At 69.7% G+C, this 15,309-nt stretch carries 18 protein-coding genes; 12 read left to right on the top strand and 6 right to left on the bottom strand.

The genetic code is table 11. The annotated features are described in order from the left end of the window. Positions 1 to 184 precede the first annotated feature (184 nt). Entirely contained in the window at positions 185 to 823 is a 639-nt protein-coding gene (locus tag ACLJRM_RS19625) for an RICIN domain-containing protein (RefSeq protein ID WP_101607683.1), read from the bottom strand. A 283-nt stretch (positions 824 to 1,106) separates the two neighbouring features. Here ACLJRM_RS19625 and ACLJRM_RS19620 point away from each other — a divergent pair, with 283 nt between their 5' ends. After that, a complete protein-coding gene (locus ACLJRM_RS19620; RefSeq protein ID WP_410663860.1) occupies positions 1,107 to 2,081 on the top strand; it encodes an ArsR/SmtB family transcription factor in 975 nt (324 codons plus the stop codon). Here ACLJRM_RS19620 and ACLJRM_RS19615 read toward each other — a convergent pair. After that, positions 2,078 to 3,499: a bifunctional phosphatase PAP2/diacylglycerol kinase family protein gene (locus tag ACLJRM_RS19615; protein WP_369862387.1), complete on the bottom strand. Its 1,422-nt coding sequence runs from the start codon at positions 3,497 to 3,499 to the stop codon at positions 2,078 to 2,080. The genes ACLJRM_RS19620 and ACLJRM_RS19615 overlap by 4 nt on opposite strands. 204 nt (positions 3,500 to 3,703) lie before the next feature. Between ACLJRM_RS19615 and pafA the strand changes: the two genes are divergently transcribed. The 4 genes from pafA to ACLJRM_RS19595 all read left to right on the top strand — a co-directional run bounded on the left by pafA (position 3,704) and on the right by ACLJRM_RS19595 (position 7,476). Beyond that, positions 3,704 to 5,062 carry a Pup--protein ligase gene (gene pafA / locus ACLJRM_RS19610; protein ID WP_101607686.1) on the top strand — a complete coding sequence of 453 codons (1,359 nt, stop codon included), beginning with the start codon at positions 3,704 to 3,706 and terminating at the stop codon, positions 5,060 to 5,062. Positions 5,063 to 5,143: 81 nt separating this feature from the next. Continuing rightward, positions 5,144 to 6,187 carry a WD40/YVTN/BNR-like repeat-containing protein gene (locus ACLJRM_RS19605; protein WP_410663859.1) on the top strand — a complete coding sequence of 348 codons (1,044 nt, stop codon included), beginning with the start codon at positions 5,144 to 5,146 and terminating at the stop codon, positions 6,185 to 6,187. A gap of 12 nt (positions 6,188 to 6,199) precedes the next feature. Then, positions 6,200 to 6,541 carry an ArsR/SmtB family transcription factor gene (locus ACLJRM_RS19600; protein WP_101607688.1) on the top strand — a complete coding sequence of 114 codons (342 nt, stop codon included), beginning with the start codon at positions 6,200 to 6,202 and terminating at the stop codon, positions 6,539 to 6,541. 71 nt (positions 6,542 to 6,612) lie between these two features. Beyond that, a complete protein-coding gene (locus ACLJRM_RS19595; RefSeq protein ID WP_101607689.1) occupies positions 6,613 to 7,476 on the top strand; it encodes a TIGR03620 family F420-dependent LLM class oxidoreductase in 864 nt (287 codons plus the stop codon). Here ACLJRM_RS19595 and ACLJRM_RS19590 read toward each other — a convergent pair. Genes ACLJRM_RS19590 through ACLJRM_RS19580 form a run of 3 tightly spaced genes read right to left on the bottom strand, consistent with a single transcriptional unit; the run spans position 7,473 to position 9,596 of the window. Continuing rightward, positions 7,473 to 8,171: an SDR family oxidoreductase gene (locus ACLJRM_RS19590; protein WP_101607690.1), complete on the bottom strand. Its 699-nt coding sequence runs from the start codon at positions 8,169 to 8,171 to the stop codon at positions 7,473 to 7,475. The genes ACLJRM_RS19595 and ACLJRM_RS19590 overlap by 4 nt on opposite strands. Continuing rightward, a complete protein-coding gene (locus tag ACLJRM_RS19585) occupies positions 8,168 to 8,620 on the bottom strand; it encodes an SRPBCC family protein (RefSeq protein WP_101607691.1) in 453 nt (150 codons plus the stop codon). The genes ACLJRM_RS19590 and ACLJRM_RS19585 overlap by 4 nt, the downstream gene beginning before the upstream one ends. A gap of 37 nt (positions 8,621 to 8,657) precedes the next feature. After that, positions 8,658 to 9,596, bottom strand: a complete 939-nt coding sequence (locus tag ACLJRM_RS19580) for an NADP-dependent oxidoreductase (RefSeq protein ID WP_410663858.1) — start codon at positions 9,594 to 9,596, stop codon at positions 8,658 to 8,660. 103 nt (positions 9,597 to 9,699) lie between these two features. Between ACLJRM_RS19580 and ACLJRM_RS19575 the strand changes: the two genes are divergently transcribed. The 7 genes from ACLJRM_RS19575 to ACLJRM_RS19545 all read left to right on the top strand — a co-directional run bounded on the left by ACLJRM_RS19575 (position 9,700) and on the right by ACLJRM_RS19545 (position 14,648). Then, positions 9,700 to 10,131 (top strand): winged helix-turn-helix transcriptional regulator, encoded by a 432-nt coding sequence (locus ACLJRM_RS19575; RefSeq protein WP_410663875.1) that lies wholly within the window; start codon positions 9,700 to 9,702, stop codon positions 10,129 to 10,131. 9 nt (positions 10,132 to 10,140) lie between these two features. Then, on the top strand, positions 10,141 to 11,121 hold the full coding sequence (locus tag ACLJRM_RS19570; protein WP_101607694.1) for a helix-turn-helix transcriptional regulator: 981 nt from the start codon (positions 10,141 to 10,143) through the stop codon (positions 11,119 to 11,121). Continuing rightward, entirely contained in the window at positions 11,118 to 12,095 is a 978-nt protein-coding gene (locus ACLJRM_RS19565) for a helix-turn-helix transcriptional regulator (protein WP_101607695.1), read from the top strand. The genes ACLJRM_RS19570 and ACLJRM_RS19565 overlap by 4 nt, the downstream gene beginning before the upstream one ends. Before the next feature lie 9 nt (positions 12,096 to 12,104). Continuing rightward, positions 12,105 to 12,314, top strand: a complete 210-nt coding sequence (locus ACLJRM_RS19560) for a bacteriophage holin (protein WP_101607696.1) — start codon at positions 12,105 to 12,107, stop codon at positions 12,312 to 12,314. A gap of 37 nt (positions 12,315 to 12,351) precedes the next feature. Then, positions 12,352 to 12,687: a Sec-independent protein translocase subunit TatA gene (gene tatA, locus ACLJRM_RS19555; RefSeq protein WP_101607697.1), complete on the top strand. Its 336-nt coding sequence runs from the start codon at positions 12,352 to 12,354 to the stop codon at positions 12,685 to 12,687. A gap of 108 nt (positions 12,688 to 12,795) precedes the next feature. After that, entirely contained in the window at positions 12,796 to 13,764 is a 969-nt protein-coding gene (tatC, locus tag ACLJRM_RS19550) for a twin-arginine translocase subunit TatC (protein WP_101607698.1), read from the top strand. Positions 13,765 to 13,772: 8 nt separating this feature from the next. Beyond that, positions 13,773 to 14,648 carry a diacylglycerol/lipid kinase family protein gene (locus tag ACLJRM_RS19545; protein WP_101607699.1) on the top strand — a complete coding sequence of 292 codons (876 nt, stop codon included), beginning with the start codon at positions 13,773 to 13,775 and terminating at the stop codon, positions 14,646 to 14,648. Here ACLJRM_RS19545 and ACLJRM_RS19540 read toward each other — a convergent pair. Next, the gene (locus tag ACLJRM_RS19540; protein WP_101607700.1) at positions 14,632 to 15,219 is read right to left on the bottom strand and encodes a hypothetical protein; all 588 of its coding nucleotides are present in this window, start codon (positions 15,217 to 15,219) and stop codon (positions 14,632 to 14,634) included. The genes ACLJRM_RS19545 and ACLJRM_RS19540 overlap by 17 nt on opposite strands. Positions 15,220 to 15,309 lie beyond the last annotated feature (90 nt).

Here is a 15,309-nt window from a genome sequence, read left to right as displayed (position 1 = left end):
AGTACGTGAGGGCCCCCTTCCTTGCGTCTAGCGCAATAAAGGGGGCCATCACGTACTTCAAGCGACCGAGGCGCCGGTACCGAGTGGGTCGGGTTGGTGGTGTGGGGGGGGGGGGGGGGGGGCCCCCCCCCCCCCCCCCCCCCCCCCCACCGCCGGTCAGGAGCGAACCGGACCGTTCACGGCCTCAGGCGGGGCCGGTGCCCCACCACTGGCTGCGGCCACCGGCGAGGAAGCTCCACAGCTGGAGCCGCGTGCCGTTGGAGGCCGAGTTGCCCTCCGCGGTCAGGTAGCGGCCGCTGCTCGGGTTCTGGAACCGGACGTAACCCTCGGGGTTGACGGCTCCGCCCCACCACTGGTTCTTGGCACCGGGGATGTAGTCCCACAGCTGGACGATGGTGCCGTTCTGGTTGATGGTGTTGAGGTCCGCGTCCAGGTAGCGGCCGCTGGCCACGTTCTGGAAGCGGGTGTAGCCCTCGGGGTTGTCGGTGATGTAGAACGCCTGCTGGTCCGCGTCGAAGTTGCAGTCCCAGACCTGCATCTTGGTGCCGTTGCGGTTGATGGTGCCCAGGTCGGCGTCCCAGCACTTGTTCGCGTCCAGCCCGGACGGGATGAGGAACATGTCCGCGTCGGCGACGCCGGCCGCCTGCGTGCGGGCGCCCGTCGAGGTGCGCTTGACCGGGATGAGCTTGATGCCGTGCACGGTGACCGTCTTGAACCCGTCGCCGGTGGGCTGCGGGGCCGCGGTGGCGGCGGGCGCGGTGGCCAGGGTCAGGACACCGGCCGCGGCGGCGATGAGGCCGGCCAGACGCTTCATTTTCGTCATTTTTCCCCTTTGTGGAAAGCGTTTTCTCCCAGTGAGACGAAGGGGTACGGCAGGAGTCGTCAGGCCGCGTCGAAACGCGGCCCCTTGGACCTGTCGGTGATTTCCCCTCGTGGAAGGCTCCGCGTAAACCCCCGAGAAGCGGGCCCTCTGTGAACATCATTCAGGTCTGGACCACGGCCGTCGAGGAGATTTCCGGCAGCGGCAAAGCGGCAGTTCAGTGATGTAACGGAACGGCGTGGCTCGCGATCACACGGCGACGACTTCGATCTAGGCGAGGACATCCGTGCGTATCGAGCTGACGTTGCAGGACCTGACGCGCGTCCGGCTCGCGCCGGAGGCCGATCCCCTGACCGAACTCGTATCCAGTTTGCAAATCCTGCAGCGGCGCGATGCCGGCTCGGCGTTGTTCAACCGGTGGCGGCACCGGGTCCGGCACGGGCTGGCGGAGTCGGCTTCGGTGCTGCTGTGGCTGTGCCGCCCGTACGCGCCGATCCCGCCGTTTCTCGTTCCGGACGCCGAGGAGAGCGGTTTGGAGGCGGGGCTCGCGGCGGTCGCCCGGACGGGCTCGGTGTGCTTGAAGTCGGCCTTGCGGGACGCCCCGGTGAACCGGGAGCTGCCCGCCTGGGCGGCGGCATTGCCGGACGGTGACACCGCGGGGCTGCCGAAGCTCGTCCAGGCGATGCAGGACTACTTCGATCTGTCGTTGGCTCCGGGGTGGGAATCGGCACGGGCTCAGGTCGACGCGGATCGCGGGATGCGGGCACAGCTACTGCTGCACGACGGGGTGGACGCGGTGCTGACGAGTCTGCGTCCGCTGGTGCGGTGGTCGTCTCCCGTCCTGGAGGTCGGCGACGGGATCGTCGGCTCCCGCGGCGCGGGTGGCGCCGGGCTGGTGATCTCGCCGACCTACTTCGCGGTCTGCCCGGTGATCGTCCCGGCGGAGGGGGAGTCGCCGGTCCGGCTGCTGTATCCGTCGGTGCGGCAGGCGGCCCCGTCGACCGGGTACGGCCGTGACGTGCGGAGGTCGCCTGACACCGCCCTGGCCGACCTGCTCGGGCCGACCAGGGCCGCGGCGCTGGCGGTCTTGGTGGTCGGGTGCAGCACGTCCGAACTTGCCGCAAGGCTGGGAGTGACGCCGTCAGCGGTGAGCAAGCACGCCACGGTGCTGCGGCGCGCGGGGCTGATCACCACCGAACGCGACCGCAACGCCGTGCTGCACTCGCTGACGCCGCTGGGCAGCGCCCTGCTCGAAGCCTAGTTCCGGTAGATGGTCAGCGCGCTGGGCCGCGACCGGAAGCGGAAGTCGTTGCCGAGCGGGCCGACCTCGCCGTCGGTGGCCACCCGGCGGTTGCCGTTGAGCAGCCGGACGTGCAGCTCCGGGACGTCGAGTTCCTGGTACACGTGACTGGCGTTGAGGCTGTTCGTGATCGTGGCGAGGATGAACCGGGCCCGCGAGTAGGGCAGGTCGGCTCGCAGGTAGCGCACGTCGAGAAGGCCGGTGTCGAGTGCCGGGCGGTGTGAGGGCGCGAGCCCCTTCGGCGCGTAGGTGCCGTTGCCGACGAACAGCAGCCAGATGCTCGTGCTCTTGCCGTTGAGTGTCACTTCCAGCGGCTTCGCGCGCCGGAGGGTGCGGGCGAGCGCGATCGCCGCGGACGGCCACTTGGGATGCCGCTTCTGCAGCTTCTCCCTGACCCGCACCATCTCCGGGTAGCCGCCGAGGCTGGCCGTGTTGACGAAGTAACGGTGATCGTCGTCGTCGTTGATCTCCACTTCGCCGAGGTCGACGCCGACGGCGTTGCCCGCTTCTGTGGCGGCGTCCGCGTCGGGCATCGAGCGCATGCCGACGTCACGCGCGAAGTGATTGAGGGTGCCCGCCGGGATGAGCGCGAGCGGCAGGTCGTGGTCGGCCGCGACGGCGGCCACCGCGGCGACCGTCCCGTCCCCGCCGGCCACACCGAGCGCGCGCACGGTGTTGTCGCGGGCGGCGATCTCGTCACAGAGCTGATCGCGGAGATCCCGCTTCGAGTCCGGGTACAGGATGGTGGCCTTGGGCCAGGCGAAGCGGGCTTCCTCGGTCGGGTCCTGGCCGTCGACCCCGGAGTGCGGGTTGACCAGGACGAGCATGTCCTCACCGTCGCGCATCTCGGGCGCTTCGGCTGTATGCGCTGTGCGGGCGGGGACGTCGGGGTTCAGCGGCCACCAGTGGCGCGTGAGCAGCCCGGCGCCGACACCGATACCGATGCCCACGCCGACGTCACTGGGCCAGTGGACGCCGGTGTGGACCCGGGAGTAGGCCACGGCGGCGGCCAGCGGCACGAGGGCCGCGCCCGCCTTGGGCGATTCCATCGCGACGGCCGTGACGAAGGCCGCCGCGGACGCCGAATGCCCGGAGGGGAACGACGACGAGGTCGGACGCCGGACGAGGCGCCGGTGCATCGGCACCTCCTCGGCCGCGGGACGGCGGCGAGGGAACAGCGGTTTGCCGATCAGGTTGGCCGCGGCGCTCGCCCCGGCGATGGCGGCCACGCCGCGGAGCGCGCCCCGGCGTGTCGGGCCCTTCTTCGCCGCGAGCAGGACGGCGACACACCACCAGAGCTTGGATTTGTCCGCACTTTTGGAGAGCGAGGTGATCACCTCGTCGGCCCTGGTCCTCGGCAGCGCCGCGCTCTGCGCCATCAACCTTCGGTCGGTCCGCCCGACCTTGCGGAAAGGGCGTTTGAGCTGCTTTAACACGAGTTCCCCACTTCCGGGCCGGGATGTCATGTGCGTGATACCCGATCGGGACATCCCGCACACCTTTCACCGAATGCAACGTACCTACCGCGTGTCGCAGCCCGAACGGCGCATCATCAGTGGGGTCTCACCGCCTACTCTGGTGGGATGCAGCGGCGGATCTTTGGCATCGAGACCGAGTTCGGGGTCACGTGCACCTTTCACGGGCAACGCAGGCTCTCTCCGGACGAAGTGGCGCGTTACCTGTTTCGGCGTGTCGTGTCCTGGGGACGTTCGTCGAACGTCTTCCTGTCGAACGGCTCGCGGCTCTACCTCGACGTGGGCTCCCATCCGGAATACGCCACGGCCGAATGCGATGACCTCGTGCAGCTGGTCACGCATGACAAGGCGGGCGAGCGGATCCTCGAGGATCTCCTGGTCGACGCCGAGCGGCGGCTGGCGGACGAGGGCATCGGCGGCGACATCTTCCTGTTCAAGAACAACACCGACTCGGCGGGCAACTCCTACGGCTGTCACGAGAACTACCTCGTGACCCGTGCGGGGGAGTTCTCCCGGATCGCCGACGTACTCCTGCCGTTCCTCGTGACCCGGCAGCTGATCTGCGGCGCGGGCAAGGTGCTGCAGACGCCCCGCGGGGCGGTGTACTGCCTGTCCCAGCGAGCGGAACACATCTGGGAAGGCGTCTCCAGCGCGACGACGCGTTCGCGGCCGATCATCAACACCCGCGACGAGCCGCACGCCGACGCCGAGCGGTACCGGCGCCTGCACGTGATCGTCGGCGACTCGAACATGGCCGAACCGACCACCCTGCTCAAGGTCGGATCGGCGAACCTGGTGCTGGAGATGATCGAGGCGGGCGTCCAGTTCCGCGACTTCACGCTGGACAACCCGATAAGGGCGATCCGCGAGATCAGCCACGACCTCACCGGCCGCCGCCAGGTGCGGCTCGCCGGCGGTCGCGAGGCGTCCGCGCTGGACATCCAGCGGGAGTACCACGCCCGTGCCGTCCAGCACGTCAAGGAGACCGGCTCCTCGCCGCAGTCCGAGCGTGTCGTCGAGCTGTGGGGCCGGGCGCTGGAGGCGGTGGAGCAGCAGGACTTCAGCAAGATCGACACCGAGATCGACTGGGCGATCAAGCACCGGCTGGTCGAGCGCTACCGCGCCAAGCACGACCTCGACCTGTCGAGCCCGCGCATCGCGCAGCTCGACCTGGCCTACCACGACATCCGGCGCGGCCGCGGCATCTTCGACCTGCTGCAGCGCAAGGGCCTCGTGCGCCGGGTCACCGACGACGGCGAGATCGAACTGGCCAAGGACACCCCGCCGCAGACCACGCGGGCGAAGCTGCGCGGCGACTTCATCGCCGCCGCGCAGGCCGCCGGACGTGACTTCACCGTGGACTGGGTGCACCTGAAGCTGAACGACCAGGCTCAGCGGACAGTGCTGTGCAAGGACCCGTTCCGCTCGGTGGACGAACGGGTCGAAAGGCTCATCTCCTCGCTCTGAAGTTGCTCCGTGAAGGCCATCCTGAGGAACGCTCGGTCCTCTAGGGTGGCCTTCACGGATCTTCGAGGGAGAGGTGCGCCGATGCGCCGTTCGTTGCTGGTCCTGCTGGGAGCGGTCGTCCCGCTGGCGTTCACCGGCGTCGCGCACGCCGCGCCGGAATGCCCCGACCCCGCGTGGACGGAGACTCCGACGGGCACGGACGCGCAGTTGCGCGGGCTCTCCGCGGTGGACTCCCGCACGGCCTGGGTCAGCGGCAGCAAGGGCACCGTCCTGCGCACCACCGACCGCGGCCGCACCTGGAAGCCCGTCGCACCGCCCGGAACCGAAGCCCTCGACTTCCGTGACATCGAGGCCTTCGACGCCGATCACGCGGTCGCCCTGTCCATCGGGCCCGGTGACGCGTCCCGGATCTACCGCACCGACAACGGCGGCAAGAGCTGGCGACTGTCCTTCCAGAACAGTGACCCCGTCGCCTTCTACGACTGCATCGCGTTCTTCGACCACCGTCGCGGCCTCGCGATGAGTGACCCGGTGGACGGGAAGTTCCGGTTGCAGTCCACTTCGGACGGCGGCCGCAGCTGGAAGCCCGTGCCCGCCGAGGGCATGGTTCCCGCGCTGGAAGGTGAGTTCGGGTTCGCCGCCAGCGGTCAGTGCGTCACCACGTCGGGCCCGCGCGATGCCTGGATCGCGACCGGCGGCGGGGCACGCGCGCGGGTTCTGCATTCCGGCGACGGCGGGAGGACCTGGGAAGCCGCCGACACCCCGTTGCCCAGCGGTGCTTCCGCCGGGGTCTTCTCGGTGACGTTCCGGGATCCGCGGCACGGCGTGGCCATCGGCGGCGACTACGCGGCGCCGAACGCACCCGGTCCCGCGGTCGCGCTCAGCGCGGACAAGGGGCGCACGTGGCGGACACCGCCGGAGGCCCCGGTCGGTTATCGCTCCGGCCTGGCCTGGCTGGGGAACACGGTCATCGCCGTCGGCCCCGGCGGGAGCGATCTGAGCCCGGACGGCGGACGGCACTGGCAGTCGTTCGACACTGGATCGCTGGACTCGGTCGATTGCGCCCGCGGCGCGTGCTGGGCGAGCGGGGCGAAGGGCCGGGCCGCCCGGCTCGCCGCGGGTTAAGCTCGAAGGACCATGACCGCACACGCCGAACCCGCCCAAGACACCACCGAGCACCTGGTCGAGGTGCTTAAGGCGCTCGCCAACCCGGTCCGGCTCCAGGTGCTCGGCTGGCTGCGCGAGCCGGACCGGCATTTTTCGCCGGAGAGGGCGATCGCCGACCAGAACGAGGTCGGCGTCTGCGTCAGTCACCTCCAGGAGAAGCTCGGGCTCGCGCAGTCGACGGTGTCGGCGTACATGGCGTTGCTGCAGCGTGCCGGGCTCGTCCGGTCCACCAGGGTGGGGAAGTGGACGCACTACCGGCGTGACGAACAGCGGATCGCCCAGCTCGTCGACCTGCTCGGACGCTCCATCTGAGCCTCCTCGGGAATAACATATCGAAAATCTGCGATACTGCGATATGTTGTACTCGACCTGAGGAGAGACAGATGGAACTGGGGCGTTTCGGGATCTGGACGTTCGACTTCGAGGATCAGCCCGCGAGCCTGCTGCGGGATTCGGTACGGGAACTGGAAGAACTCGGCTGGCCCGCGATCTGGATCCCGGAACGGGACGGCCGTGAAGCGCTGACCCACGCCGGATTCCTGCTGGCGTCCACCGAGCGGATCTCCGTCGTCAACGGGATCGCGCGCATCGATTCCCGCGGAGCGCGCTGGACCCACGGCGCGGCACTCCTGCTCGCTGACGCCTTCCCGGACCGGCATGTCCTGGGGCTCGGCTTCGGCGGTGCGCGTCCCGGTGTCAAACCGCTGGAGGCGATGAGCGGGTACCTCGACGAACTCGACACCGTCACCAGCGCGAACCCGCTTCCCGCGGCCCCGATCAGGCGGCTGCTGGCCGCGTACGGGCCGAAGATGCTCGGGCTCGCCCGCGACCGGTCCGAGGGTGCGCACACCTATCACGTGACGGTGCCGCATACCGCTCAGGCGAGGGAAGTACTGGGGGACAAGGCCTTCCTTGGTGTCGAGCACGCGGTCCTGTTCGAAACCGACCCGGGCAAGGCGCGCGAGATCGCCCGTGCGCACCTGCACCCGTACCTGACGTCGCAGTACAACGTCGCCAAGTATCTCCGGCTCGGCTACACCGAGGCCGACATCGACGGCGGCCGCGGCAGCGATCGGCTCGTCGACGATCTCGTGTTCTGGGGCGACCTCGACACCGTCGTCGCGAAGCTTCACGGCCACCTCGACGCCGGCGCCGACCACGTCGGGATCCAGGTCATCGGGGTCGCTCCCGGCGAGTCGGCGATGCCGCACTGGCGGCGGCTGGCCGAAGCGCTGCTGCCGCGCTAGCGGAGCTGGCCGGTCGGGCGGACCACGATCTCGTTGACGTCGACCGAGGGCGGTTGCTCCAGCGCGTAGAGCACCGCCCTCGCGATGTCGTCGGGCTCCAGTTTCGGCTTGGACTTCGAGTCCTCGGGGATCATCGAGGTGTCGACCAGTCCCGGCTGGACCACGGTGACCCGGACGCCGGTGCCGATGGCCTCCTCGCGGATGGACCCGGCGAGCCCGGTCACCGCCCATTTCGTCGCCGAATAGAGGTTTCCCGGCCGGTGGTAGCGCCCGGCGACCGAACCGGTGAGCACGAGGTGCCCCTTCGATTCCGCCAGCGACGGCAGGGTCGCCCGCGCGGTGAGGGCGGTGCCGTAGACGTTGGTCAGCACCATGTCCCGCCATTGTTCGGGGTCCGCGCCGCCGTCGCCGAAGAACGAGACCACGACGCTCTGCCCCGCGTTGGCGAACACCGCGTCCAGGCGGCCGAAGGTCTCCTTCACCGTCTCCACGGCGGAGGACAGCGACTCCCAGTCGGTGACGTCCACCGCGAGCGCGAGGGTGCGATCCTCGCCGAACTCGGCGACGAGGGGGAGCAGCGCCTCGCGGTCGCGGGAGAGCAGCGCCAGCCGGAAACCGGCCGCCGCGGCCCGGCGTGCGGTGGCTTCGCCGAGGCCGCGGGAGGCGCCGGTGATCAGCAGTACTCGATCGTTCATGCGTCCAAACTAGGCGGCGTGTAGGTGTCCCACTCGGGCACCGGTTCGCCGACGAGGGAGGCGCCGAGCCGGTCGAGGTAGAAGTGCCAGCCCTTGAGGATGTCCGAGGTGTCCCAGTCGGTCTTGGGCAGGTGGTGCACGAAGTCGAGCACCGTGCCGTCGCCTCGCGGGCTCAGGGTCAGCTCCACCCGCCAGGTCGGCTCCTCGGTGTTGCGAAGATCCATGACCAGGCGTTTCGGCGGATCGCATTCGCGGATGACAGCGGCGGCCGGATCGGAGCCCTCCTCGGCGGTCATGGACAGCATGATCGTGTTGCCGATACCGGCTTCTCCCGTCCACGGGCCGATCCAGCGCGTCGTCCGGTCTGATTCGGTGAGCGCCGACCACACGTCTTCGATCGGGTCCGGGTACTCGCGCCGGAGTTCTATCCGGGTTTCCTCGTTGTCCATGACGCGAACATAACCGAGGGCTTAATTAAGCGTCAACTTATTCTTGGATCAGAACGAGTCGCCCGCGGAGGCCACCCGCCGCGAGGCGCTCGTGTGCCTTCGCCGCCTCGTGCAGGGGCAGGGTCTCCGCGACCCGCAGGGCGAGCACGCCGTCGTCGACCAGGGTCGCGAGTCCGGCCAGCGCGGCGCCGTCCGCGCGGATCCAGACGTGCCCGACCTCGATGCCGCGCAAGGGGATGGGCGCCGCTCCGGCCGCGAACACCACGAACCGCCCGCGGTTCGTCACGGCGTCCAGGGCTTCGAGTCCGAGCAGTGCGGTGTCGAGCGCCGCGTCGACGCCACCCGGGATCTCGACTCGCACGCGGTCGGCGAGAAAGTCGCCGCGAGGCACGAAAACCTCGGCGCCGAAGCCGCGAACCAGTGCTTCGTCGGCTGAACCGGCGACCGCGACCACCCGGAAGCCACGGGCCTTGGCCAACGCGACCGCGTAGCCGCCGACGGCGCCCGCCGCGCCGGTCACCAGGATCGTCGCTCCCGGCGGCAGATCGAGCAGATCGAGTGCCTGTGCCGCGGTGAGACCGTTCAGCGGCAGTGTCGCGGCCTCCACAGTGGACACCGTCCGCGGGGCGGCTGCGATCGCTGCCGCGTCGAGGACGACGAACTCGGCGTGCGTGCCGAGCGCGGCCGACGGCCGGTCCCGCAAGCCGATCACGGCGTCCCCCTCGGCGAACCCGGTGACACCGTCGCCCACCGCGTCGACAGTCCCCGCCACGTCCCAGCCGATGCCGATCACCTCGCGCGGCGGGATGATCCCCGCCTCGGTCAGGAAACCCGACCGGGTCGCGGCGTCGACCGGGTTCACCGCGGCCGCGGCCACTTGCACCCGCACCTGACCGAATCCCGGTACCGGCACCGGGATCTCGGTGAACTCCAGGACTTCCGGACCGCCGAACCGGCGGACCACCACAGCGCGCATCGTTCTCCTCCAAGGGGTCGTTCATCGCGAACGTAGGGGGAGTTACTCTCCATCGGGAAGTACGCACCTCGAGGTGCCCAACCCACGCGGAGGTACGGCGACCGTGGTCACGCGCACGGCACAGGAACGGCGGGACGAGGAGAAACGGGCCTACGACGCCTACCTCGCGGCCTGCCCGGCCCGGAAGCTGCTCGACGAGGTCTCGGGCAAATGGGTCAGTCTCGTCCTCGTCGCCCTCGGCGACGGCCCCCAGCGCTACAGCGACCTCTCCCGGCGGATCGCCGGCGTCAGCCAGAAGATGCTCACGCAGACGCTGCGGACCCTGGAACGGGACGGTCTGCTGACCCGCACCGTCACGCCGTGTGTGCCGGTTCGCGTGGACTACGAACTGTCCGAACTCGGCCGGAGTCTCCTGCGGCTGGTGGCCGGGATCAAGGACTGGGCCGAGACGAGGTTCGACGAAGTGGAGAGCGCCAGGGATCGTTATGACGCGCGATCGGCGGCTCTCACCATCGGGTCGGACGGCGCGGGCTAGGGTAACCGGGTGTCCACCGCACGCGCCGAACGATTGGTCAACCTGGTTCTGGCCCTCCTGTCCACCCGGCAGTACCTCACCGCCGAGCGGATCCGGGGCATCGTGCCCGGGTATGCCGACGCGGCCAGCGACGAGGCCTACTTCCGCATGTTCGAGCGCGACAAGACCGAACTGCGCGAACTCGGCATCCCGCTGGAGACCGGGCGCAACTCCGCGTTCGACGCGATCGACGGCTACCGCATCGCTCGCCGCGACTACGAACTCGGCGAAATCGACCTCGCGCCCGACGAAGCGACCGCGGTCGGCCTCGCCGTCCGGCTCTGGGATTCACCGGAACTGACCGGAGAAGCACAGGGCGCGCTGGTGAAGCTCCGCGCCGCCGGGGTCGAAGTCGACGACCACGCCCCGACCGTCGTCGAACCTCGCGTCCGCGCCGAACCGGCGTTCGGCCCGCTGCTCGCCGCCGTGCAGGCCGGGCAGGCGGTGCGCTTCGAGTACCGGCGCAGCGGTTCGGCCGAACGCAAGATCCGCACCCTCGAACCGTGGGGTGTGGTGTCCTGGCGAGGCCGCTGGTACGTCGTCGGGCACGACAGGGACCGTGGCGCGTCCCGGTGTTTCCGTCTCTCGCGGGTGACCGGGAAGGTCGCGGCCTTCGGCGAAGGCGGCGTCGTGGAGCGCCCGGAAGGGGTCAACCTGCTGCGGATGGTTTCGGCCAGCAGCAGTGAGGACCCGTCCGCGCCGACCACGGCGAGCGTCTGGGTCGCCGACGGCCGGGCCGCCGGGGTCCGCCGCCGTGGCCGGGTGGTCGGTCGCAGCGACGCCGGGGGAGAAGAAGGCGATCTCGTGGAGATCGAGCTGTACTATCCCGAATCCGCCGCCGACTGGCTCACCGCCCACGGTCCGGATGTCCTGGTCCTCGAACCCGACGTCCTCGCGAAGTCGGTCTTCAGCCGTCTCGAGGCCATCGCGCACGCGGGCGGTGCCCGATGAGCGCCACCGGACGGATGCCGCGCCTGCTCGCGCTCGTGCCGTACCTGCTCGCCCGGCCGGGTATCAAGATCACCGACGCCGCCCACGACTTCGACGTCACGCCCAAGCAGTTGCGCAAGGATCTCGAACTGCTCTGGATGTGCGGGCTGCCGGGCTACGGCCCCGGCGATCTGATCGACCTCTCCTTCGAAGGCGACACGATCGTCGTCACGCACGACGCGGGCATGAACCGCCCGCTGCGGCTCACCGGCGGCGAGGCGACGGCGATGCTCGTCGCGCTGCGGGCATTGGCCGAGACTCCCGGCGTACTCGACGCCGATGCCGTCCGCCGTGCCATCGCGAAGATCGAGGCCGCCGCGGGGCAGGCCCAGCCGTCCGGGATCGTCGTCGGCGGGGGAGTCCGCGAAGGAAAGAAGACCGCCGGCACCCGCGAAGCCGTCCGGGCCGCTCTCACCGCGAAGCGCGCGTTGCGGATCCGGTACTACACCGCGTCGAAGGACGAGATCACCGAACGCACCGTCGACCCGATGCGGCTGCTCATCGTCCAGGCCGTCGGCTACCTCGAAGCGTGGTGCCGCCGCGCCGAGGACGTCCGCCTGTTCCGGCTCGACCGCATCGACGAGCTCACCGTGCTCGACGAACCCGCCGTCCCGCCCGCGCACGCCCGGCCGACCGACATTTCCGACGGTGTCTTCCGGCCGCGTCCCGATCAGCAGGAAGCCGTTCTCGTGCTCGACCCGGACACACGCTGGGTAGCCGAGTACTACCCCTGCGAGGAACTCGCCGAGCTCGACGGCGGGCGCCTGCGGATCCGGATGCGGTACGCGGACGAATCGTGGATGGTCCGGCTGATCCTCGGTCTCGGTGGGGACGCGCAGGTCGAAAGCCCCGTCGTGCTCGCGGAGGCGGTTCGTCGACGAGCGTCCGACGCGCTGGCGCGGGCTCGTCACCTAACGTCAACCTACGAGCAGTAGGGTGACGCCGTGTCGTACCTGCCGAGCATCGTGCTCGCCATCGCCGGGCTGGTCCTGCTCTTTGTTCTGCTAATCAAATTACGCAGAGTCTTGCGCGTGCTCACCCATACGATGAGCATGGTGGCTACGAACACCCGAAAACGGACAGGGCTGCTCCGCGCCCGATCGGCCGCGCTCCGCGTGGCGATCGCGCAACGACGTGGGCTCGAAGACCGGTAACATCTCACACAGAGACTCGAGAAGGAGGCCGCAAACGATGAACGCGCTGCAGCCGTGGCACATCATCATCCTGGTGCTCGTCGTTGTTCTGCTGTTCGGCGCCAAGAGGCTTCCGGACGCCGCGCGGTCCATCGGCAAGTCCATGAAGATCTTCAAGGCCGAGACCAAGGACATGGCCGGGGACAAGGACAAGGCCGCCGAGACCGAAGAGGTCGAGACCAAGCAGCTGCCGCAGGCCACCACGCCCGCGCCCGCCGCCTCGACGGCGCAGGACAAGCAGGTCGCCGACCTCCAGCGTCAGCTCGACGAGCTCAAGAAGCAGCAGGCCCCCACGCCCGCACCGGCGGAGCAGGCGCAGAAGAACGCCAGCTGATCGGCTGGCGAGCAGCGGTCTCAGCAAGCCCAGCGGAGCCTGTTCGCGGATGAGCGCGCCGAAGTCACGGCGCGCTCATGGTGGACCCTGACGAGAACGGACTGTTCAGTGGCGGATTCCGCCTCCGGTGAGGAACGCCGCGGGTCGAAGCGGCGCAAGCGCAGCCGTCGCGGCAACCCCGACGGCACGATGACGCTCATCGAGCACATCTACGAGTTCCGGCGCCGTCTGGGCTTCGCGCTGCTCGCTCTCGTCGTCGGCGGAATCTTCGGCTTCATCTGGTTCCAGACGACGCTGGGCCCCGTTCCATCGCTGGGCAAGTTGCTGGTCGATCCTTACTGCGCCATTCCCGCGGACCGCCGGTTCGGCGGGACCGAAGGCGAGTGCAAGCTTCTGCAGACCGTGCCTTTCGAAGCGTTCATGACGCAGTTGAAGGTCGGTCTCGCGGGCGGCGCGGTCCTGCTTTCACCGGTGTGGCTCTATCAGATCTGGGCGTTCATCGCGCCCGGCCTCTACTCGAAGGAGCGCAAGTACGCGCTCACCTTCGTCGCCTTCGCATCGGCACTGTTCGCCGCGGGCGCCGTGCTGGCGTACCTCCTCGTCCCGCACGCTCTCGCACTGCTGATGAACTTCGGTGGAGACCAGTTCATCACCGCGCTCACCGCGGACAAGTACGTTTCGTTCATCCTGTCGCTGCTGGTGATCTTCGGCGTCAGTTTCGAACTCCCGCTGCTCGTGGTGATGCTGAACCGCGTCGGCGTCCTGAAGTACCAGATGCTGAAGAAGTGGCGCCGCGGCCTGATCATGGTCGTGTTCGTCTTCGCCGCGTTCGCCACGCCCGGCTCCGACCCGTTCTCGATGCTCGCACTGGCGGGCGCGCTGGTGGTGCTCCTGGAGCTGTCCATCCAGATCGCGCGCTTCCACGACCGCAAGCTCGACAAGGAACGCGGCACCGAGGGCTGGGACAAGCTCGACGACGACGAGGCCGCGCCGTTCGACTACACGCCGAGCAAGATCGACGACGAGCCTTCCGCCGCGACCGGCGGCAAGCGGACCAGCACCGACGACGTCACCTGATCCCGGGGATGCACGCGGCACTGGCCGTCCACCCCGCCTCCGGTAACGGAGCCGCAGGACGTTTGACGGAGTCGGTCGCGGCGCGGCTGCGGCCCGCCGTGGACCGGCTCGACGTCCTCGTCGCCAACACGGTCGAGGAATCCCGAGCGCTGATGACCGACTCGCGCGCGGCCGGGCTGGACGTCCTCGTCGTCCTCGGCGGCGACGGCGCGGCGCACCAAGGCGTCCAGTTCTGCGCGGAATCCGGCGTCGCCCTCGGTCTCGTCCCCGCCGGCACCGGCAACGACTTCGCCAGGGCGCTCGGCATCCCGGAGAACCCGCACGCGGCCGTCGATCTCGCCGCCAGGCAGATCGCGGAGGGGAAGCGACGCAGGATCGACCTCGGCCGGGCCGGTGACGCCTGGTTCGCCACCGTTCTCTGCTCCGGCTTCGACGCCCTGGTCACCGAACGCGCGAACAGACTGTCCTGGCCTCGCGGACCGCGCCGCTACGACGTCGCGATCCTGGCCGAACTCGCCGCGTTCCGGCCCCGGCCGGTCCTGCTCCGCACCGACGTCGAGACACTCGAACTCGACGCCACCATGATCGCCGTCGGCAACACCCCGTTCTACGGCGGCGGCATGCGGATCTGCCCGGGAGCGGATCCGGAGGACGGCCGGTTCGACGTCACCGTCGTGGGCAACGCGACCAGGCGGGATCTCCTCCGCATGCTGCCCGGCGTCCGCTCCGGCGAGCACATCGCGCATCCGGCGGTCCGGACTCTCAAAGCGAGCCGGATCCACCTCGCGGGCAGCGATCTGCCCGTCTACGCCGACGGCGAGCCGCTGGGCAGGCTCCCGATCGACATCTCCTGCGTCCCCGGTGCGCTCACCGTCCTGGCTTGAGCCCGGCGTAGCCACCCGCGCGCCACACCCGGCCCCGGAACTCCGCGGCAGGCATCAGGTCGCCGCGCGGGAAGAACACGCCACCGCACCGGTGGCAGAACCACGCCTGCCGCCAGTACTCCAGCGCGTCCGGGATGCCTCGCCGGATCCGCGCGTTGCGCCGCAGCCGGAGCACGAACAGCACGGCGAACAGCGCCACCAGCGCGAACGCCCCGAACGGGAAGATCCACGCCCCGATCGCCGCCCCGACGCGGCCGCCCGCGGTCGGCGCGGGGTTCTCGGCGAGCACGTCGTTGGCGAACGAGACGAACACGAACGCGGGGATCAGCATGAGCAGGGTCAGCGTCAGGAAGCACCCGCCGCCACGGACCACGGGATACGGGTTGAGCGCCGCCGCGGTCGCGGTCACCGACACGCCGCGATGAGCCGTCGCGGTGTAGACCACGCCGTCACCGGCGGGGACGGCCGTCATCGACCCCTGCACGCGGTAGGTGGTCTGCCCGGCCTGGAACACCGCCGGCACGCTCTGCACCTGGTCGACCTGCGCGCACCGCGGACAAGCGAGCTCCATGGCGTCCCCTCTCGATCCCGAATCCGGCCCTTGGATGCGAAAGGGGTGGCCGCCGTTCCCGGGATCGTCACACCGAGTGCGAACTGTCGG

It is taken from the genome of Amycolatopsis sp. lyj-84 (genome assembly GCF_046549075.1).
In the GTDB taxonomy this organism is placed as follows: Bacteria; Actinomycetota; Actinomycetes; order Mycobacteriales; family Pseudonocardiaceae; genus Amycolatopsis.
This window is presented reverse-complemented; position numbering and strand designations above follow the sequence as displayed.